The following is an 18,484-nucleotide window of genomic DNA, read 5'->3' on the forward strand; positions in this document are numbered from 1 at the left end:
TCTCTCTAACTATTCCTTTTCACACGTCTAGGCGGTCTTCTTTGACGTTTTACTTTGTTCCTATGTTTTATATTCCCTTTAGGCTTTATCGGCTCTATTTCCTCGAATTTAGCCCTAGTTTTAGTTACATACTCTTGAAATGCACTTGTTAATTGTGAAAGCATTCCGTATAAGCCTACACCATTTTCCTCTGATTCTTTTGGAATAACTAAACCATAATGTGTAGGAATTGCATCTGTAGTAATTGTTGGCTCTCCTTCCTTACGATTCATACGCATTTCATACAGTTTTGGAATGTCGGTTTTCAAATTGTATTGTTTAATTTCCCATTCCATTACCTTTTCCAGTGCGCTGAATGCAACAGGACGGATATTGGTTTTATAGGTTTCTTTTGAAGAAACTTTGAAGTCTGAAGCAATTACTCCTTGATAATATGTCCCAAGAGCGGTTTTCACTTGGATATACCCATTGTCCCAACTCGAATTTCGTATTATCGCATTTGGGAGCATGATATCTGTATCCCCTCCAGATGCAACCCCGATACTTGCAATCCAATTGTCATTACGATAAAAGCGGAATTGATCTTTAACCTTAAATCTCATCTCACTTTGGGCATCTAGGACAATCATTTTATCAGCGTCAAGCATTGCGTTACCTGTTTGTGAAAAGTATAAAGATGCTGCATTCAAGTATCCATTGCCCTCGAGTCCTTTTGTAATTCCGATTCCACCAGACTTAACGCTCGTATCTGAGAATTGGTACACCATAATAGCACCATTTGCCCCTGTGGAATCTGAATCTCCGCCTAAAATAAGAGTTGGTTGTATTTCATTTCTACTATTTTTGTAATACCCTACAAACACCCTTGTTTTAGATGACTCATACAAGCGTATGAATTGCTTTGAAATATTTACATAGTTGACACTATCTGAAGTTCGTAATGTTGCACCTGTTATTTCTCCACCTTGCACAAGATTTCCACTCAACGTACCTGCAGTAATAAAATCAGCAACAATTCTTCCGTCACTTGTAATGGCAGTTCCATATGGGCCATTCACACCTGTGGAAGAATACCCTAATCCATTCAAGTTCCATTGCCAAACCTTTTTCGCACTCTTTTCATCTTTCGTATCCATAATTAAAATACGATCTGGATAAACACGGACATGCCCTCCGAACCCAGAATTAATAAGGCTTGTAGCATTTGTTTTTGCTGCATCCAAAATAGAGCCTGGCATATTGGACAACTCTTCTTGTACCAAATCAACCTTACCGGAAACGTCTGTAAAGGATTCTTTGAAGTTACCAATGGTTATATCCAGATACTCTTTTTTTATTGGATCATATTTATATGCAATTACCTTCGCCTTTATATCAATACCATCTTCTTGATGTTCGACCGTAACCGTATCCGCCATATAAACACTTTGTAAATGCTTATAATCCTTATACTCTTCCGTTTGTGATAACTCCTGAAACTTAACGTTATAAGTTGCTTTAGGCTGGTCAATTTTTTGAATCGTAAACATATCTTTTGCGGCCTGACGTAATAATTTATACGCTTCTTCTAACGGAACTGCATCTTCATCGTCAGCATTTTCACCAATAGCTGCTTTAATATGTTTAAACTCAATCACTCTAATTTTCGGATGAGGATACTTATTTATAAGTGGGCTATCCACATACTTTTCAGGAAGAAATAATTCCTCAAAACCTTGTGGCATGATTCTAGTTATGGGACTTTTCCAATCAACATTTCCCTCGTATCCAAGCAAATCTTTTTTATGCCGAATCACTACTCCACGATCCATACCGCGATTTAGTAGCATCTTCACATCAAAATTATCTCGTTTTAATTCGCCGCCCCAACGATTAACAAATGAATTGTCTTGACTAGAATCCAATAATGCTTCCACAGGATTTTTACGGACAATACGTGCACTGGCTATCTTTGGTACATCTGAATAAAACTGAAAAGGATGCTTGTATTGGCATCCTGCTGACATACGATTCATAGCTCCATTGCCATTTGTTGTTTCAGCAAAAATATCTTCAATCAGATTTTCTGTTAAATCATAAAAGATGTGATAACATTGCGCTGTAATCTCACCCATGCTGACTTTAGGAGCTGCTACTCGAAATAGTTGTTCACCATCAGGAGTTGGAACTTTAATGATGCTCATTCCCTCTATTTCCAGACCGTGCGGCGCAAACAATGGATAACGAAATGAAAATAAAAATAAACCATTAAGTTCTTCCTCAACAGTCGCGTTATACATATTTTTATCTAAAGCTCCTATACCATTGTGTGTAAAATCAGTCTCATTTGGTTTATATAAAGTAATCATGCATATCTCCACCTAGGCCTAATTTCCATAAATTGAATTGCTCCTGACCACTCTATTGTATTTTCCCCCACGCCCAATATAGGGAACTGCCCAACCATTTTATGATTCATTGATATGGTATCGGTATATGCTTCAAGTACTTCTGAGTCTATAACAACAGAACCATTCACATCTTTTATTTGGAAAGAGACGTCATTGATTGTTATACGGAAAGTACCATTTCCCACAATCCAAAACTTAGGATCAGATTCAATTGTACCTGGATTATAAATGACACCAGGTTCGGTGAGCTTTAGGTTTACATCTTCTGTATATTCAAAGGGGCCTAGCGTAAAATCTACCTCGAATTCACCATGCTCCTCAATCTCAGTTATGATGTCTCCCATTTCAACATGCTTAATCTTCCGATACACATCTTCATCTGTGAAAAAGAGTGTTTTCCCTTGTAATAACCAAGGTTTTGCACGTCTTATGAAAGGTTTAATATTTTCTCTTTCCAACATATTAAATTTCACCTTAAAAGAAACATTTTCATATGTCCCTTTCTTTGTAAGTGAACCATGTCGTCCTGGTATTTCTATATGTTCTACCTTTTGTTTTGCGGTAGAAATCACAGGACGACCTACTACACCTAATCCGTAACTGCTTGCTAATTCATTATCGATTCCTATATCCAACAATTAAGTCGTCCTCCCTATTCCTATTTTTGAATTACGCCCTTTTTGAGCAAGTGCATCATCTATTTTTCCGACCATGCGGTCAACATCACGATCATCCCTCACTGAAGGATTATAAATATTAATTACAGTTGGTTCAGTAGACATCGTTGCTGCAATCCCTTCACCAATCTCACCTAATGTCTTTTTATTCAACGGTAAAACTGCTTCTCGCCCCGCTTCACCTGCACCTTGCAACTGACCATTACTCATACCGAAAATGGTAGGTCTAGTAAAGATACCTCCTTTTGCACGCCATTGCACATCAATCCCAGATGGGAAAGTAATGTCTTTACCCAAAATATTTTTCGTACTAGTCTGCAGACTGAAGTGTGGCATTTTAGGCATTTCCGGTTTCGGAATCTTTAATTTCAAATCGCTAAAGAAACTTTTAATTTTATCAATAAATCCCTTTACTTTGTCTACCGCATCTTTTATCGGATCAACGATAAATCTCTTTGCTGCATCAAACTTTTCTTGCGCTGCATTTTTTACAGAATCAAATTTTTCTTGTGCTGAATTATATAAGTCAGTAAATTTTTGCTTAGCTGAATTGTAAGCCTCTGTTACTGGATCAATCACGTATTTTTTTATCAAATTCCAAGCTGTTAGCGTATAGGATTTTATAGTATCCCAGTTTGTTAATATCCAATTTGCTAAATCTGACAGTTTTTGTTTCGTTGTATTCCACAATTCCTGAACTGGTTGGATAACATACTGTTTTACCAAATTCCAAGCTGCAAATGTATAAGATTTCGCTGTTTCCCACTGTGAATTTAACCAGAAAACGAGATCACCAAGCTGATTTTTACACCAGTTGTACGCTTCAGTAATCGGATCAATAATATATTTACTTATTAAAGCCCAGGCAATTTGTGTACCTGCCTGTATGAATAACCAACCTGCTTCTAAAACGACAGATATCGCCGAAATAATTGGATCTAAGACGGTAAGTATCGTATTCCAAGTTTCTTGCCAGGCTTGAGTCAGTTGACTCCACAATTCAGATGCAGTCGTAACAAGATTCGACCACCAGGAAGATACTGTTTCGACAATTTCCGACCATAAATCGCTAAAAAACTGACCTATCGGATCAAAAAATTCATGCATCATCTCAATAAATGAAGACCACGCTTCCGAAAAATATGCAACTGTGGCAGACCATCCATCGCTACATGCCTGAACTATACTAGACCACAATCCACCAAACCAGGATGAAAATTGTGACCACTTTTCAGAAAGCCAGTCAGTTATGGCACCCCAGTTTCTTATTAACATGATAATACCAGTTATCACCAAGGAAACTGCTACAATGGTAGCTATCACAGGTAAAAACGACAGATTCAACGCACCAAATGAAACAGCGAGAGCAGCTACAATTGGAGTTAGAATAATAAACGCAGCACTCAATGCACCCATCACGATTAAAAGCGTTTGATCAGCTTCAGACAATTTACTAAACCAATCCATTACAGCTTTAACTCCATCGACAATTGGAGGTAACATGTCTTTCGCTAATTCTGCAAATTTCTTTCCAAGTGGTTCTAACGCAGCCTGCGTTTCTCTTACTGCTTTTTGGAATTGCTGCCCCAAAGATTCTTCCTGAAGTTTCTTCATTTCATCCATACGTCCAGTTACATCACCAAGACCACCATGTACATGATTTAGACTAAGTACAGCTTCAGCGCCCATGTCTTCCCATTTAGTACCAAATAAAGCGACACCAATCTGGTTTGCCTTTACTTTATCATCCATTTTACGTAAATCACCTAATACAGCATTGAATACATCAGCTGCCGTTCCCTTACCTTCATTAAATGATTTCCACACTTTTTGTGTCTCTTCAGATAAATCGCCAAATCCTTCTGATACACCTTTCGAACCATCTTGTACACGTATACCAAATTCCTTCACCAGGTCATTGATATAGTCTAAGTTATACGAACCGCTTTTTGTTCCATTTGCTAAAATTGTAAACATTTCTTGCGCACGAAAACCACCTTGTTTGAATAAAGGCGCATATTCAGATAAATTATCAAATAATTCATCCGAATAATTTAAACCTTCTTGAGCACCGGCAGCAAGTAAATCAAATGTTTCTTGTGTCGATAGACCAAACTGTGACATTAATTGCCCTGCGCCACGTGTTGCTTCGTTTAAATCCACATCATAAACTTTAGCTAGTGTTAGAACATCTTCCGACGCCATTTGAAGCTCGTCATACGGAACATCACGCATATTTTGATAGACTTTTATCAATGCATTATCTACCTCTTCAAGATTTTCACCAAAGCCTTTTTTCCATGTATCGACTGCAATCTTTTGAAGATTTTCGGCACCTTTCCCAGTCAATCCTAATGACGCCTGGATTTTCCGCTGTGATCCATCAAACTCTATTGCTGTATTTACAATCGACTTTCCCATTTCAATCAATTTTTCGGATATTCCTTGTAGAACTTCAGCGGCTTCCATTACATTGTTCATATCAAGTTTCTTATTGATTTCCGCCATTCCATCCGCCGCTTGTGAACCACTTCGCCCAACACTCTGTAATGAGTTTTCAAATTGCTTTAATGTCGTTTTTGCTTGGTTTAATTTAGCTTCAAGTTGCTGCACTTCAGTAGAGTTTTCACCATACACACGCTTTGCTGCACTTAATTGTTGTTCTAAGTTGTGAACGACCCTATCCGTCATTTCCATTTGCTGACGTAGTTGTTTCTGCGCTAATTCCAACTTATCCGCTTCACTAGCATTTTGACCTAATTCAGCATTTTGAAGTTTGAATGAGCTTGTCAAACGTTTCTGTTCAGCTTCAAGTTTCTTAGAATTCTCTTGTAAATCCAGTAAAGTTCCACGTGCTTCCCTAGCTTCCATTGCTTGTTCGGAAAGACCTTCGTTCACTCTTTTCATTGCGTTATCAAGAGAAGTCTCAGCACGTTCTGCATCAAGCAACTTCCCGTACATCTTATTGAGTTGTTCGGCGGTTGTACTTGTGTCCTTAGACATCGCTTGATATTCAGCACGTAACATAGCTGTACGTTTCTTGGCTGCTTCCATTTGAATTTCAAGCTTCTTCTTTTCAGCAAGAAGTTTATCAGTCATTGTCGCATCTTGGCCCATTGCTGCAATATGATTTTTATATTCTTTCGCTGCATTATTCATAACCATATTGATTTGTTTCAATGTATTTGCATACTGAACTTGGCCATCCATTTTAAAATGAAGAACAACATTTCTTTCTTTACTATTCCCAGGCATTTTTTCACCTCATTTCTTATAGGAATGGTGTTTGATCTAGCGTGTAAATTTGTTTCGGTTTCTGCTCATGTAATGCATCTGGATTGTTGTATCTGAGATGCATAATGAATTGTTTTAGAAAATGTGCCGGTGTGATTTTCCAAAAGTCATCCATACTTAAACCAAGCAACGTATTACCGACATAAAAATAAAAATCCCAGTCCAATTCGGACTGAGATTCCTCGTTTTTAGTCAGTATGTTTTTTACTTTTTTTCTTGCTTCAACTTCTCCATATCAGAATGTTGGAAAGTTTGACCACTGAAAATTTCGTATACAACGATGAAAATATCAGGTAATTCATTCATAGGAATAGCACCTTTCAATTCATCTACTGTACATTCCGTACCACCACTACGTACCATCGCATAAATTAATGCACGCATCAATTTCGCTTCATTTTCTCCCAGGCTAAATTGACCTTTTCTTAACATATCATTCATTTCTTTTTCAAATTCATGATAAGGTGTTCCAAATGCTTCTTCCACATAAGGAAAAGATTCAAAAGTAAAAATAACAGGGATTGAGACACCCTGTATCTTAATGCTATTTCTAGTTATATTTACATTTACTAAATCACTTAAACGTGCCATATTACCACTCCTTATTTCCCTGGTGTCGATGTTCCACCAAGTTGCGTTAATTGAGATTCATCACAAATGACTTGTTTTAGGAAATCTTCAGCTTTCATTCCTTTTGCCTCTGGATCGCCAGTATCCAATTCAGCTTGTGTTACATCGTTACATAACAATGGATCTGCTGTAATTGTGTAAGCAATGTCATCCACAGTCATTTCATCACCTTGTGTTTTCCAAGATTCTTCTACTGGAGCAACCGTACATTTTGGATACCAACGTACTATTTTTGTTCCATCATTTAAAGGGAATACAACACCTACTGCGAACTTTGGATACGCCTTCGCCTTCGCTGTTTCAAAAGACACACCTTTTTTACGTGTTTTAGCAAAGATTTTATCTTTCACTTCACGATTTAGACCAGCAAGATTAAAAGCTAATCCAAATGCTGTATTTTTGACAATATTTATGATTTTTTTATTAGACGCCCATTTTGTAAAGTTGGTAGATGTCGTCGAAATTGTTAAATCTGTAATGTTTGTTTGCTTATAAGTTATGTCCTCATAGGTTGGTAAGGCATTTGTCGATTCATTACCTTTCATCATACATAGATATAAATCTTCGATACCTACCGTGTATTGAATTTCTTTATTTTCAATTGGCATGTCTATCATCCTCACATTCTATCAATTATTTTTTGTGCCATCATATCAGCAATTTTGTCACCTTCTGCATCAAAGGTATTCTGGACAAAGTGTTTTCCTTTCACACGCCCCTTACCTTTTGCTTTTTTATGACCATGTTCAACTAAATACCAATACCAAGCTTCCTCTTTAAATTCCACAGATACACGATCATCTTTCACAACAACCTTTAGGCTATCACTTAAATGTGTCCGCTTGTTTTTATTGGATGCTTTGATTTTTGGTTTTAATTTACTCGCAAAATACTTGGCTGCTTCGTCCAATACATCCAGTTCGACCTTTTTATTCACACGTAATAGCGTATTAATATCTTCTAAAGCTTCAGAAAAGCCATTGTTATTGGAAGCCATTACTGGATACACCTCACATACGTGATAAACTGCGTGATAGTGTCGTCATTCTCGTCATAACCCATTCCATCAAACTGAGAATAAGACACGCCTACTGCATTAAAAACAGCCTTTAACGGCTCATAATCTTTTTCAGTTCCATTTGTAATAACAGAAATTTGATAAAGTGGCATATCTTTTAGAACCTTATTTGAAGCCCGTTTATGCTGTTCATTCACAAATTCATACACAATGTAAGGATATTTTGCTGTTGTAGGTGCACTATCACGATAAACTGGTATACCAGATTTCCTCATGATATCTCGTAACTCTTGAAAGCTAATTTGCATAGGACAATGACACCTCCATTAATCGATCTTCTTCACGTACATAAATACGCTCAATATTATAGATACGGCCACCAACTTTTACACGATAATCCTTTTGATTATTTTCAATGTCACGATCGATACGGACTTCAATTTTCTTTACAATTTCATTCGTATCTTTCGTTGTAAATTTATCAGTGGCTGTAACCCCAATATTATTATAACGAATGTTACGTTCTAACGGATATCCCATCACAACACGGTCATTTTCCGAATCAATGGTTTCTCCTAATTTAAGTAGCTCACCCATCCATTTGAGTTTATTCGTCTTTCTCTTCATCAGCATAAACCTCCTGGACAAACATCGGCGTTAAAGCATCAAGAGCTTGTTCTAATTCTTTTTCAGCAATCCTGTAATCATAGTAAATACCGGCGACCATAATAATTAAATACTCGGTCTGCTTGCCTGTCGCATTTCTTACATAAGTCTTTGCTTGATTGATATAAAAAGAGAGCATAGAATCATCCATGCCCTCTTCCCAATGAATATGCGATTTTAATTTCTCAGTTAAATCACCCATATTAAGCGCCCACACTAGTTATTTATAGCAATAGCATTCGATTTATCATCCGTTCCAATCCATGTTCCACCTGTTAATTTTCCAGCACCATCAACAGTTAAAGAAATAGATTTCACACCAACACCATTGGCACCGTTCGTTCCATTTTTTCCATCAGCGCCTTTCGCACCAGTATCACCTTTGTCTCCTTTCAGACCTGGGCTTCCCGTTTCGCCTTTATCTCCTTTAGGCCCTTGGACTCCTGCTACATCAATTAAATCTGTAAAATCTTGTTGCGTCGGCTTATATCCCGTCACAAATAACATTTTTAATTCTTCTTTTGTTTTTCCCATTTTGTCATCCCCCCTATGAAAGTATCAAACTCTTCTCAATTACCGCTTCTCCAATCGGAAGCGGTTCATCAGGGTTTCGTCGGCGTACCATCCTGCAAGACGTACTTATAAACTGGTACTTCAAATGGAGAATAAATTAATTGAGCATCTAGTAAGTTCCAGATGCGGAAACCTACTCGGTTTGTACGCGAGAATAACTCAACTAATTTTTGTACTTCTAATGATCCAATGACATCTTGAATATAGAACTTAGAGAAGTCACCGAAATAGAATACTGGTGTATCTGGTGAATCAGGAATATCAATTGCATCTTCTTCCTCAACAGGGAAGCCTAACAATGTATAACCAATGCCGCCCTCTGCTTGATTAAATGGACGAAGTAATGGGAAACCATCATCAGTTTTCATTGTTTCAATTTTTGTTAGTGCTGCTGTATTTAATACCCATCGTGCTTTTTTACGTACTTCTTTAACAGGTGTATTTTTCATTTTCACTAATGCATCATAAAGATTCTTTTCATCAGTTTTAAACTCGACAGCTTTCTTTGCTAATGCACCATCATTGATGTTATTCGCTTCATCACCATTCACCATATATTGCGTTTCCTTACGAACATAAGCTTTTTTCAACTCGTCCATAACAATTTGTTCAATTGGTAAACCTGTACGCGCTAATAATTTTTTCGTTACAGTTGCAAGTGCATCGAACTCCGTTGGTGATAATTCGATTTCATCAAATTCAATATCCGTTTCCGGAATTTCGTTATTTGTTCGCTCGTTTTTATGACCCTGAGCTTCTGCCTTTTTAACTAAAACAGGGTACTTAATGTTCTCTTTTGTTTTTACCCCTGTCCCTAATCGGCGTAAGAAGTTTTCTTCTTGAGCATACGTAATAATTTCTTTACTTAAGAAATCTGGAATCGTAACAGAACCATTTCCAGTAACTAATCCTAATGCACGAGCTTCTCTTTCATCAATATTACCCACAATATAATTAGCAAAGGCTGAACGAGTTTCCTTTTCTTTGTTTTTAGTAGATTTATGACCTTTAGTAGAAAGACCTGTTGCAATAGCTGCCATGATTTCAGAACGTTCTTCTTTTGGAATTTCATTTGTTTGATTTGGATCTTCTTTTACTTCTGGATCTTCTTTTTTATCTGGATCGTCATCTTTCTTTTTGTCTGGATCTTCTTCCTTTTCGTCTGCTTCTAATTTTGCTAATTCATCAGCAAGAGTTTTCGCTTCTTCTGTTAATGCTTCCACTTCAGCCTTAACTGCTGCTAATTCTTCCGAACGAACTTCATTTTTTTCTACTTTTCCTTGTAATTCTGCTAATCGAGCTTTATTTCGTGCTTGAGATGCTTTTAAGATTTCTTTTAAGTTCATTTTAATTTTCCTCCAGGACTTTTTTTATTTGTTTAATAATGTTGTTTCTTTCCTCTGTATCATCTTCCACAACTGTTTTTATAGCTGCTTCTTCACTTCTCATTTCAATCACGGCAGTATTTTCGCCCCTAGTTTCAATAGAAGTTGCAACATAAGCTGGCGTCATGTCCAAAATAGAAACTTCTAAAAGCTCTAATTCTTCAATAGATCGTTTTTGAACACCAGATTCACCTTCTTCCCATGAATCTTTTTCAGAAACAAAACCAAATGACCAACCACGTAATTCTTTATTCCTTGCCTTCTTAATCACTTGTTCATCTGTAACCGTAGCAATGGCTCTTAAACCAATATTGTCTTCATATAATTCCAGATTTCCGTTTTCAATAGAGCCAAGCTTTCTATTTTTATCGTGGTTAAAAAGTAAATCCACATTCTTTGCTTTCTTTAATGCCCTTTCAAATGTTTTAGGAACAATTCTCTCTTTGAAATATCCCCTTGGAGAAGGCAACATGCGACTTTCTCTGTCCACAACATTCACATAACCATCAAGTATGACTTGATTCCCTCGGACCTCAATTTTCATTCTCTTCACCTCCTCCCAATGAACCATCGTTCGCTTCTTTCTTACCGATTTCAGTTACATCATTTGAAATATAAATAGCTTGTGATTCCTTTGTATTTTGTTTAGGGAATCCAAGCATATCAGCGACATTATCAGGTGAAGTAATAGCTGTACGCACAAGGTTGTAACCAATATTCGTTTTGTTGCTATACGTAACAAAATCAAGAATATTAATCTTGAATTTAATTCGTTTCCCCGAATTTTGACCATAAAAAAGAAGACTCAAATGGTCTTCAAAATTTTTCATTATTGGTCTAACTGCCTTGTTGTGGATATACATCATTGCTTTCTCAATATCTTCTTTGATTAGCTCTGTGTATGTATCCACATTTATGCCTAAATACTTACCTAAATCTTTTTTATATACATTTAGGTATGCTAGGGTCTTTTCGTCGTCTAACGGGCTTTTAAGTGTGTCTATTAATACCCTTTTCCAAGAGGAATCATTTTTACAGACCTTGCTTCATCGATTGATTCCAGTTGATCTAAAATGGCATTGATTAATTTTGACTGCGCTCCATTCTGTGGATTGATATGGGCATCTAAATGTAACAAGAATGCTAATAGTCCACCCTTTTTATATTTGTCAGTTAAAGTTTTCTCGGCTGACATAACACCCTCAAGTGTATCTCTTCCCAAATCAAGAAGGCCTTTTCCTCTTAAATGATCTGCGCCAATATTTTTCACATGACGAATCATAAACGGAGGAATTTCGTGACCACCAATATTAAAATGCTCTACTAAATTATCATCTAACTCTGTAAATACATTTGAAGCTACATGTATTTGAGCACCATTTAATACAGGGAACGTTTCTCCCTCGAGTAAATAAGTATTCGTCATTAATTTAATGAATTCAGATTGTGTAAGATAATCATTCGGATTCTTTAAAATACGAAGTGCAATATCATCTTTAGTTTCATTCCCGAATTCATCTTCCACAACGATATCAGCCAATACCATTTGATTACTGATATCTTGTAACAACTCGTAAACATCGCTAGATTGTAAGATGTTTGAATCTGTAACATACACACCACCATAACGAATACTCTTTCCTAAAACATCATCAAGATAACCACGCTTTTCAGCCTTTTTAAATAAGTAATTTGAAAATCTATCCCTTAAACCCAATTTTTCACCGCCTCTCTATCGATAAATATCACCAATCAATTCATCCATACCTTCTTCAGTTATGCTATCCATAACCATCATTGTTTCTTTATGAGCAACTAAAAAAGCCACAAATCCATCAATCTTCTTTTTGGACTGTCGCTTACTTGGGGCTTTCATTCCGTTAATATTCGTTACTACTACAACATTAAGGGCGCAATAAACAAATAAAGGATTGTCTGTAATTAAACGCTTTTCATAAATTAGTATTTCTGAATCATCAATCATCGCATTCATAACATTAGGGAATTGATTTACAGCAATACATTCAAGACCCATGTTCTCAAGTTTTTCAATTAATTTTTGTGACATTGCTGGATCATAGTTTATTTGTCGTACGTCATATACATTCATACATTCCACAATGTAGTCCATAACCTGGTCTTGGTTTATCATCTTGCCATCACAAAATGTAACGAAACCACGTTCAACCATATCGGTATAGGGAACATTATCTTCTTTTTCTCTAAATTCAATATTATCAGTGGGAATAAAGTACATTTGTTTCACTTTTAAAATTGAATTGCCTTCCTTATCATGAGTAGGAAAATTCAAACTTACACAAGTTAAATCCGTTGTTTTCGATAAATCCAATCCTACATAACATATTTCTCCTGTGAGATCATCCAAATCTTCCACAAGCACATGTTGAACTTGATCATGTTCAAAATAATTGTCTGCACTATTTACAAAGACATTTAGATGCTTGGAAAGAAATTCCGCTTTTGAATGTGCGGATTGTTGCGCTTTTTTATACTCATTCTCGAGTTGCTCCATCGTAACAGAAACACCAATATTCGGATTCACCATCTTCCATACTGTTCTATCCGTCCAGTCATACCCTTTGTTTGGCTCCCAAATTGCAACAAATAAAGGATCATCATTATCTTTTTCCAACGCTTCTTTTGCAAGTTTATATACACGCATTCCGACGCTCGATGAGCCTTTACCTGCCGTTGAAATATTCAGCATCATGGGCTGTTCACGAGATACCTGGGCAGATTTTAAATTATCGTACATGTCCATGTTTTCTTGTGCATGTAATTCATCGTTCAATACAAAATAAGGGTTCTTTCCCTCAAGACCCTTCGTGTTTTTCGTTAATACCTTAAATTTATTCTGATAAGCAATACCATTTTTATGATATCGGTACATGGCACCACTCACTGTACCATTGATTCCTTTATACACCTGTGTATGTCGTGCCAACGGTTCCGAGTTTTCTATTGCTTGCGCAATAGGTTCCGCTGCATTTTGTGCTTGTTCATAATCAGATGCTGCACAATAACAATCCGCTCCCAGTTCCAGTTCTCCATACATCGCATAGAGCAGTGCACCTGCGGCAATAATTGTTTTCCCATTCTTTTTTGGCACTTGCACATAGGCCTCTCGAACAACACGGACATCTTTCCCTTTTTCATTTTTACGATACCAACCATACATATTAGCAAAGACAAACATTTCCCACAATTCTAATTCCATCAATTGACCGGCCAGTGGTCCTTTCACATGGCGGATGAAAGATTGAACGAAATCTAACATTTCATTTGCTCGATCTACTTCAAACCAAATATCTTTTCTTTTTTTCCACTTCTTATATCGCTCTACCGCAAGAATGATCGATTTCGGGTATTTCTTTTTATGCTCCATGACGTGACTTGCATACTGATCCGCATAGTTCACGCCTAGTTTAATCATCATGTAGATTTCCGCCATTTGGCTCGATGAACTGCTAATTCATCTTTTGGTTCATTAGATTGCATATTTTCATTGTTTCTTGGTGTTTTTTGTAAACTTTTCCCCTTATTCGTCATTCCGAGAGCTTCTAACATTTTATTCTTCTTATCATTCCAAGTTTCAACTTGTTGAGCGAGCGGATGTTTCATTTCATTTACTGCTCCAGCCTTGTTTTTATGCGTTTTTGTAGGAGCAAAACCATCAGCTTTCCATTCTTCAAACATCGTTTTATAAATGATAAAAGCATCTAAATAATTATCAATTAATGGTTCTAAGGAAGGTGTGAAATTGTCATCTTCAGTCAATAATTTTATGATTCTATTTCGTTCTTCATCCCTTGCAACATCTAGCATTTCCAACTTTTTCTTCTTTGACATGCGAGCCATTTTCACACCCCCCTTCATTTTAAAAAAATGGCGCAACTATTAATATGCCCCCCAAGCTACCTATCCTCCCCAAAGAGGAAATTTTAATTTTTGATAGGGGGGCTTCCAAAATAACTCGGAAAAACTTTTTTCGGTTTATCTTCATTTTCTTCGATTGTATGACAAACTGGACAAAGTAATCTGAGGTTATCCTCTTCTAATTTAAGAGTTGGATCTTTTTTGATTGGTATTACGTGGTGAACATGAGCACTTCGACCAAAGACGAACCTTCCACATCGTTGACAGCAACCATTCTCTCTTTCGTAAACTTGAGACCTGACAAGCTTCCATGCATCCGTACGATAGAATGGTTTGTTCTCATGATGGTAGATGTTCTTCTTATCCTTCTTCTTCCTCGGCTTGTTACGCTTATGTTCTTCGCAGTAACGCCCTTTGCTTATCTTGTTATGGCAGCCATTGAAGTCACAATATTTCATTCAGTATCATTCGTTAATTGCTCAACGACATAGTTACGAATTGTTTCTTCTTTCTTTAACTTGCCTGGTACATCGATGCCATTATCTTTAGCAAAGGATAGTAACTGTTCAGCATTCATATCATTCAAGTTAATTTCAGTATTGGCATCAATTACTTCCACACCAATTACTTTATTATCAGCATGCTTAATGATCATACTCTCTGGATTAACAGTTACTTCGAATCCTTGTTCTTCACCAGTTGGTACAAATAGACTTCGTTTTTCTTTGTTATCCCAATACTCTATACCCGATATTGTTTTTCTATTTTCAATAATCATTTACTTGCACTCTCCTTTTCAAAGATATAATCTTTTGTCACCCACCATGAAATTGATACTGTCCTGTGAAGTATCTCTTGCCAACTTATTCAAATCTCCACTATGCAACGTTAAAGGCATCTCTACAACACCTATATAATTTTTGTATAATAAAAGAGCAACCGTGCACCAGTTACCCTTTCGTCAATTTCTTATGTTATTACTATAATCGATATTTTCAAGAGTTTCGATTCACTTTAGGAGTGAATCTAAATGATACCTTCGCGCTCTACGAATTTAATCAAACGAACTATTTCAGCATGTTTCTTTTTAATATGGCTAGAGCTATAACTAATTTCTTCAGCTATTTGTTCCAACGTCATACCATCCACATATTTCATTTTAAGTATTTTATTATCCAACCCGCTAAACCTACTAATTAATTTTTTCAGTTTGTACATATCATTCATCTTATGTGCTAACTCATATTCAATTGCTTCAATACGTTCTTCTACCTTTGCACCTTCCGATTCAGCAGTTAAACGGACGTCTTGTAAATCACCATGAATCCAGCGTTTTAATTCTGTTTTTGTTTTATCTAGATTATATTCTAAATAGGCAATCTCCTCTTCTAACCTTTGATATTCTTTCAGCCAATTGAACAATGACGATACACCTACTCTCGTTCCTGTTATTTCTACCTCACCACATCTACACTTTTATAATTTTGTAATTCTATACACACATCGGTTTCATGTTTACTTTAGCCCTCTTTTTTTAAGGTGATGATACAAACTGTTCCGACTACACCCTAATTGCTGACAGATTGCTTGATAAGTAAGTCCTTTTTCACGAACATGACAGCTTGTTTACATCGTTCATCCCATCTTTTATGAGCATTTTCTTGTATTTGTTTTCTGCTTGTTGACTGCCATAATCCCATTTTTTTGAGTTGCTTCTGCAACGTGTTCACTTCACAGTTTACTTCTATAGCAATTACATACATCGGTAGTTCTCTTTGTAACATTTCTAAAATTTTCGGCATCAATTCTTCCCAATTTTTCCGTTTCGGATTTTCTCTGACTTGTCCTACACAAGGAGCTAATTTTTTTCCTAATCTATACAATTCTTCTCCAACCTTACAATTCTTCAAACAATACTTCGGAGACTGATTTGCCCGATATTCACACGTTGCGCAATGCTTGTCTTGCAAATCTAATATATACATTCTTATTTCTTTTGCATTCATGGTGTGGACTCCTCAAATTTCTCTATTTTTCATGATGACAAGGTAGGTTACAGATAAGCCCTTCAAAAACACACCTTGCATTCTCAAAACTCATTAAACATACTTAGCATCCATTTACAGATACTTTACCCTTCTAGATACCTATGGTATTCAGAAAGAATTCAACCCCCGATTTCCTAGGTTTCTGTCAGTCTTTTTTCTTCAAAACATACTTTTGTTTCACTTTATACTCGTATACATGATGTACCTAGCCTGCTATATGCTTTCATGTTTTCCTTCCTGCATAAAATTCTAATTTCTGCTCATACTATCCATAAGCTGGTGAATAGCTGAATCTATTGAAAACTGAGACCTGATTTAACGAAATTTCTCTTATCAACTGGGCAGTTAGCATTTGCTAGCTGCTTTGTTGTATATATTTTTATACTTTGGATATACTATTCATACGCCAATTTTTTGAATTTGCGATTCACCTAATTTCCTCTCAGGGCTCTCATATAAGAGTCCTCTTTTTTATCTCCTAAAAAGCCCCCAATTTAAAGTAATGTTTCGCTTGATAATAAAAATGATGATAAATCCAATTCCCACTGAATTTCTTATCCAAATACACGATTTCAAAACCGTATTTTGCTTTAAATGTATTTAGCCTTCCCAGTAACGCTAGTGGATTGTATTTGGAATGATACTTCCCTTGCAACATCTTCTCATATCCATGTAGGTCCTCCACAATTAAGGTGAAGGGAATCTCTTTTGATCGAATTAATTCATTCTCAAATGCTGTTTGCGTATTTTTTTGTAAATTTCCTGTGATTTCATCCATATGGGCTTTCCGTTCTACTCGGCTATCTAAATAGATATCACGAAATATGCCCAGCTCTTCATTTTTCGGTATCATACAGCCGTAATCGCCAGTATCTAATTTTTGATTTTTTATCGATATTCCCTTTTGATGTAAATAATCTCGAATATGAGTATTATCTTTCTCTCTCGTATCCATCACGATGGTGAGTGTTTTAAGAATGTTATTTATTTCCGTATCGGTATAACGATAACTGATCATGCTCCTACTCCTTTCTTCGCATGCATAACTGCACGTTCATATATCTTCCTTGCCATCGCATTCGATTCATCATTTTCAAATGGTCGATAATCTTCATACACGTCTGTCCATCCATTCTTCGCAAGCACAATCGTCCAGTCATAGAACATTTGTAATGAATCTGTATCAGCAAGCAACCAATCATGTAACTTTCGGGTATGTTTCCAACCAGAAAATTCATAAAAAATCTTCAAGATTGTAATCTTTTCGTTGTTTGCATCCTTCCAGGACTTAAACCAAGTATCAATACCATTGAAATTTTTCTCCGCAGCTTGCATTACTTCCACAGGAATTAAGTTCTGTCGTTTTATTCCGATTCGTCCATCACTTGGATCAAGATAGATATTTGCACCCGATTTCCAAATTAAACTTATAATTTCTAATACTTGCATGGAAGTAATCTCACTCCCCACCTAGCTGATTTACCTTTTGATTTATGCAATACTCCAATTCGATTTTTAGTAAATCTATAAGTAAATCCATTCCTACCAATAGGTTTCAAATTATGAGCTTTGCAATATATTAAATAACGCTTATATAAGTTTTCTAATAGCTCAAAACTCTTACTATCTCGTTCAATATTTTCCTCAATAAATTTTTCAAACATTTTCATTCATCCATTCTTGTTATCAAAAGTTATTTTAAAGTGTTACTGAAAAACACCTAAAATAAGCGATGTGTTACTTTTTGAAATCAACACGAGCCTTACAGCCCCAAGGGATTCGAGAATTTTGTTACCCATGTTACCGTATGAGACCTTTAGCGCTCCTAATAAAGAATATATATATATTTATTTTTTGTTTATGGTTGTACTTAGTAACAAAAGTAACAAAAAGAGTATAAAAAGCA

General features: G+C 36.2%; 23 protein-coding genes and 1 pseudogene. All 24 read right to left on the reverse strand.

Annotated features, from left to right (window positions below):
- Positions 1 to 5: 5 nt before the first annotated feature.
- The gene (locus tag MHI28_RS13115) at positions 6 to 2,348 is read right to left on the reverse strand and encodes a phage tail spike protein (RefSeq protein ID WP_340828031.1); all 2,343 of its coding nucleotides are present in this window, start codon (positions 2,346 to 2,348) and stop codon (positions 6 to 8) included.
- On the reverse strand, positions 2,345 to 3,028 hold the full coding sequence (locus MHI28_RS13120; RefSeq protein WP_340828032.1) for a phage tail protein: 684 nt from the start codon (positions 3,026 to 3,028) through the stop codon (positions 2,345 to 2,347). The genes MHI28_RS13115 and MHI28_RS13120 overlap by 4 nt, the downstream gene beginning before the upstream one ends.
- Positions 3,029 to 6,322 (reverse strand): phage tail tape measure protein, encoded by a 3,294-nt coding sequence (locus MHI28_RS13125; protein ID WP_340828033.1) that lies wholly within the window; start codon positions 6,320 to 6,322, stop codon positions 3,029 to 3,031.
- Positions 6,323 to 6,338: 16 nt separating this feature from the next.
- Positions 6,339 to 6,527 (reverse strand): hypothetical protein, encoded by a 189-nt coding sequence (locus tag MHI28_RS13130; RefSeq protein ID WP_006927278.1) that lies wholly within the window; start codon positions 6,525 to 6,527, stop codon positions 6,339 to 6,341.
- A gap of 38 nt (positions 6,528 to 6,565) precedes the next feature.
- Positions 6,566 to 6,952 (reverse strand): hypothetical protein, encoded by a 387-nt coding sequence (locus tag MHI28_RS13135; RefSeq protein WP_000113345.1) that lies wholly within the window; start codon positions 6,950 to 6,952, stop codon positions 6,566 to 6,568.
- An 11-nt stretch (positions 6,953 to 6,963) separates the two neighbouring features.
- Positions 6,964 to 7,599: a major tail protein gene (locus tag MHI28_RS13140; protein ID WP_340828034.1), complete on the reverse strand. Its 636-nt coding sequence runs from the start codon at positions 7,597 to 7,599 to the stop codon at positions 6,964 to 6,966.
- 11 nt (positions 7,600 to 7,610) lie between these two features.
- The gene (locus tag MHI28_RS13145; protein WP_340828035.1) at positions 7,611 to 7,988 is read right to left on the reverse strand and encodes an HK97-gp10 family putative phage morphogenesis protein; all 378 of its coding nucleotides are present in this window, start codon (positions 7,986 to 7,988) and stop codon (positions 7,611 to 7,613) included.
- A complete protein-coding gene (locus MHI28_RS13150; RefSeq protein ID WP_340828036.1) occupies positions 7,988 to 8,317 on the reverse strand; it encodes a hypothetical protein in 330 nt (109 codons plus the stop codon). The genes MHI28_RS13145 and MHI28_RS13150 overlap by 1 nt, the downstream gene beginning before the upstream one ends.
- Positions 8,307 to 8,636, reverse strand: a complete 330-nt coding sequence (locus MHI28_RS13155; protein ID WP_340828037.1) for a hypothetical protein — start codon at positions 8,634 to 8,636, stop codon at positions 8,307 to 8,309. Before MHI28_RS13155 ends, MHI28_RS13150 begins: the two co-directional genes overlap by 11 nt.
- Positions 8,617 to 8,877 carry a head-tail connector protein gene (locus MHI28_RS13160; protein ID WP_078188244.1) on the reverse strand — a complete coding sequence of 87 codons (261 nt, stop codon included), beginning with the start codon at positions 8,875 to 8,877 and terminating at the stop codon, positions 8,617 to 8,619. The genes MHI28_RS13155 and MHI28_RS13160 overlap by 20 nt, the downstream gene beginning before the upstream one ends.
- Before the next feature lie 14 nt (positions 8,878 to 8,891).
- On the reverse strand, positions 8,892 to 9,209 hold the full coding sequence (locus MHI28_RS13165) for a collagen-like triple helix repeat-containing protein (protein ID WP_340828038.1): 318 nt from the start codon (positions 9,207 to 9,209) through the stop codon (positions 8,892 to 8,894).
- A 68-nt stretch (positions 9,210 to 9,277) separates the two neighbouring features.
- Complete coding sequence (locus MHI28_RS13170) at positions 9,278 to 10,594, reverse strand: phage major capsid protein (RefSeq protein ID WP_340828039.1); 1,317 nt, start codon at positions 10,592 to 10,594, stop codon at positions 9,278 to 9,280.
- A gap of 1 nt (position 10,595) precedes the next feature.
- Complete coding sequence (locus MHI28_RS13175; protein ID WP_139362598.1) at positions 10,596 to 11,177, reverse strand: HK97 family phage prohead protease; 582 nt, start codon at positions 11,175 to 11,177, stop codon at positions 10,596 to 10,598.
- Positions 11,167 to 12,350: pseudogene (locus MHI28_RS13180) on the reverse strand (phage portal protein). Before MHI28_RS13180 ends, MHI28_RS13175 begins: the two are co-directional and overlap by 11 nt.
- Positions 12,351 to 12,365: 15 nt before the next feature.
- Complete coding sequence (locus tag MHI28_RS13185; RefSeq protein ID WP_340828040.1) at positions 12,366 to 14,090, reverse strand: terminase large subunit; 1,725 nt, start codon at positions 14,088 to 14,090, stop codon at positions 12,366 to 12,368.
- The gene (locus tag MHI28_RS13190) at positions 14,087 to 14,512 is read right to left on the reverse strand and encodes a P27 family phage terminase small subunit (protein ID WP_340828041.1); all 426 of its coding nucleotides are present in this window, start codon (positions 14,510 to 14,512) and stop codon (positions 14,087 to 14,089) included. The genes MHI28_RS13185 and MHI28_RS13190 overlap by 4 nt, the downstream gene beginning before the upstream one ends.
- An 83-nt stretch (positions 14,513 to 14,595) precedes the next feature.
- On the reverse strand, positions 14,596 to 14,988 hold the full coding sequence (locus tag MHI28_RS13195; RefSeq protein WP_078188181.1) for an HNH endonuclease: 393 nt from the start codon (positions 14,986 to 14,988) through the stop codon (positions 14,596 to 14,598).
- Positions 14,985 to 15,308: a hypothetical protein gene (locus tag MHI28_RS13200; RefSeq protein WP_078188182.1), complete on the reverse strand. Its 324-nt coding sequence runs from the start codon at positions 15,306 to 15,308 to the stop codon at positions 14,985 to 14,987. The genes MHI28_RS13195 and MHI28_RS13200 overlap by 4 nt, the downstream gene beginning before the upstream one ends.
- Before the next feature lie 248 nt (positions 15,309 to 15,556).
- Entirely contained in the window at positions 15,557 to 15,952 is a 396-nt protein-coding gene (locus MHI28_RS13205) for a hypothetical protein (protein ID WP_078188183.1), read from the reverse strand.
- A 93-nt stretch (positions 15,953 to 16,045) separates the two neighbouring features.
- On the reverse strand, positions 16,046 to 16,114 hold the full coding sequence (locus MHI28_RS13210) for a hypothetical protein (RefSeq protein ID WP_254849831.1): 69 nt from the start codon (positions 16,112 to 16,114) through the stop codon (positions 16,046 to 16,048).
- Positions 16,099 to 16,536, reverse strand: a complete 438-nt coding sequence (locus tag MHI28_RS13215; protein ID WP_340828005.1) for a zinc-finger domain-containing protein — start codon at positions 16,534 to 16,536, stop codon at positions 16,099 to 16,101. The genes MHI28_RS13210 and MHI28_RS13215 overlap by 16 nt, the downstream gene beginning before the upstream one ends.
- Positions 16,537 to 17,056: 520 nt before the next feature.
- On the reverse strand, positions 17,057 to 17,596 hold the full coding sequence (locus MHI28_RS13220; protein WP_340828042.1) for an ERCC4 domain-containing protein: 540 nt from the start codon (positions 17,594 to 17,596) through the stop codon (positions 17,057 to 17,059).
- Positions 17,593 to 18,027 (reverse strand): hypothetical protein, encoded by a 435-nt coding sequence (locus tag MHI28_RS13225; protein ID WP_340828043.1) that lies wholly within the window; start codon positions 18,025 to 18,027, stop codon positions 17,593 to 17,595. Before MHI28_RS13225 ends, MHI28_RS13220 begins: the two co-directional genes overlap by 4 nt.
- Positions 18,015 to 18,242 (reverse strand): hypothetical protein, encoded by a 228-nt coding sequence (locus MHI28_RS13230; RefSeq protein WP_033692981.1) that lies wholly within the window; start codon positions 18,240 to 18,242, stop codon positions 18,015 to 18,017. Before MHI28_RS13230 ends, MHI28_RS13225 begins: the two co-directional genes overlap by 13 nt.
- Between the last annotated feature and the right edge of the window lie 242 nt (positions 18,243 to 18,484).

The organism is Bacillus sp. FSL K6-0268, assembly GCF_038005425.1.
Lineage (GTDB): Bacteria > Bacillota > Bacilli > Bacillales > Bacillaceae_G > Bacillus_A > Bacillus_A thuringiensis_S.

Bases quoted from the DNA above. Each gene is read 5' to 3' on its own strand.
- MHI28_RS13115 (WP_340828031.1), bottom strand. From the start codon at position 2,348: ATGATTACTTTATATAAACCAAATGAGACTGATTTTACACACAATGGT.
- MHI28_RS13125 (WP_340828033.1), bottom strand. From the start codon at position 6,322: ATGCCTGGGAATAGTAAAGAAAGAAATGTTGTTCTTCATTTTAAAATG.
- MHI28_RS13135 (WP_000113345.1), bottom strand. From the start codon at position 6,952: ATGGCACGTTTAAGTGATTTAGTAAATGTAAATATAACTAGAAATAGC.
- MHI28_RS13140 (WP_340828034.1), bottom strand. From the start codon at position 7,599: ATGCCAATTGAAAATAAAGAAATTCAATACACGGTAGGTATCGAAGAT.
- MHI28_RS13145 (WP_340828035.1), bottom strand. From the start codon at position 7,988: ATGGCTTCCAATAACAATGGCTTTTCTGAAGCTTTAGAAGATATTAAT.
- MHI28_RS13150 (WP_340828036.1), bottom strand. From the start codon at position 8,317: ATGCAAATTAGCTTTCAAGAGTTACGAGATATCATGAGGAAATCTGGT.
- MHI28_RS13155 (WP_340828037.1), bottom strand. From the start codon at position 8,636: ATGAAGAGAAAGACGAATAAACTCAAATGGATGGGTGAGCTACTTAAA.
- MHI28_RS13160 (WP_078188244.1), bottom strand. From the start codon at position 8,877: ATGGGTGATTTAACTGAGAAATTAAAATCGCATATTCATTGGGAAGAG.
- MHI28_RS13165 (WP_340828038.1), bottom strand. From the start codon at position 9,209: ATGGGAAAAACAAAAGAAGAATTAAAAATGTTATTTGTGACGGGATAT.
- MHI28_RS13170 (WP_340828039.1), bottom strand. From the start codon at position 10,594: ATGAACTTAAAAGAAATCTTAAAAGCATCTCAAGCACGAAATAAAGCT.
- MHI28_RS13175 (WP_139362598.1), bottom strand. From the start codon at position 11,177: ATGAAAATTGAGGTCCGAGGGAATCAAGTCATACTTGATGGTTATGTG.
- MHI28_RS13185 (WP_340828040.1), bottom strand. From the start codon at position 14,090: ATGATGATTAAACTAGGCGTGAACTATGCGGATCAGTATGCAAGTCAC.
- MHI28_RS13190 (WP_340828041.1), bottom strand. From the start codon at position 14,512: ATGGCTCGCATGTCAAAGAAGAAAAAGTTGGAAATGCTAGATGTTGCA.
- MHI28_RS13195 (WP_078188181.1), bottom strand. From the start codon at position 14,988: ATGAAATATTGTGACTTCAATGGCTGCCATAACAAGATAAGCAAAGGG.
- MHI28_RS13200 (WP_078188182.1), bottom strand. From the start codon at position 15,308: ATGATTATTGAAAATAGAAAAACAATATCGGGTATAGAGTATTGGGAT.
- MHI28_RS13215 (WP_340828005.1), bottom strand. From the start codon at position 16,536: ATGAATGCAAAAGAAATAAGAATGTATATATTAGATTTGCAAGACAAG.
- MHI28_RS13220 (WP_340828042.1), bottom strand. From the start codon at position 17,596: ATGATCAGTTATCGTTATACCGATACGGAAATAAATAACATTCTTAAA.
- MHI28_RS13225 (WP_340828043.1), bottom strand. From the start codon at position 18,027: ATGCAAGTATTAGAAATTATAAGTTTAATTTGGAAATCGGGTGCAAAT.
- MHI28_RS13230 (WP_033692981.1), bottom strand. From the start codon at position 18,242: ATGTTTGAAAAATTTATTGAGGAAAATATTGAACGAGATAGTAAGAGT.